This window comes from Streptacidiphilus sp. ASG 303 (genome assembly GCF_020991365.1).
GTDB lineage: Bacteria > Actinomycetota > Actinomycetes > Streptomycetales > Streptomycetaceae > Peterkaempfera.
This window is the reverse complement of record NZ_JAJLRA010000103.1, coordinates 1-406: the sequence shown is the minus strand read 5'-3', so window position 1 is coordinate 406 and position 406 is coordinate 1. Positions and strand designations below refer to the sequence as shown.

General features: G+C 75.6%; 1 protein-coding gene. It reads left to right on the top strand.

The genetic code is table 11. The features are described 5' to 3' along the window. A partial coding sequence (locus tag LO771_RS30100) for an AMP-binding protein (RefSeq protein WP_230748337.1) occupies positions 1–406 on the top strand: 406 nt, incomplete at both ends.

Genomic DNA, 406 nt, shown 5'->3' with positions numbered 1-406 from the left:
AGCTGAACGCGCGGGCGAACCGCATCGCGCGGCTGCTCGTGGAGCACGGCGCCGGCCCCGAGGGCCGGGTCGCGGTCTCGCTGCCGCGCTCGGCGCAGCTGATGACGGCCCTGCTGGCGGTGCTCAAGAGCGGCGCCGCCTACGTGCCGCTGGACCCCGACTACCCGGCCGACCGCGTCGCCTACATGCTCGACGACGCCCGACCCGCCGTGGTGATCACCTCCGACGGCGTCCCGGCGCCCACCGCCGGCCTGCCCACCGTGGTACTCGACGCCCCCGACACCGCCGCACGCCTGGCGCAGCTGCCGGACACCGACCTCACCGACGCCGAGCGCACGACGCCACTGCTGCCCGCCCACCCCGCGTATGTGATCTACACCTCCGGCTCGACGGGCCGTCCCAAGGG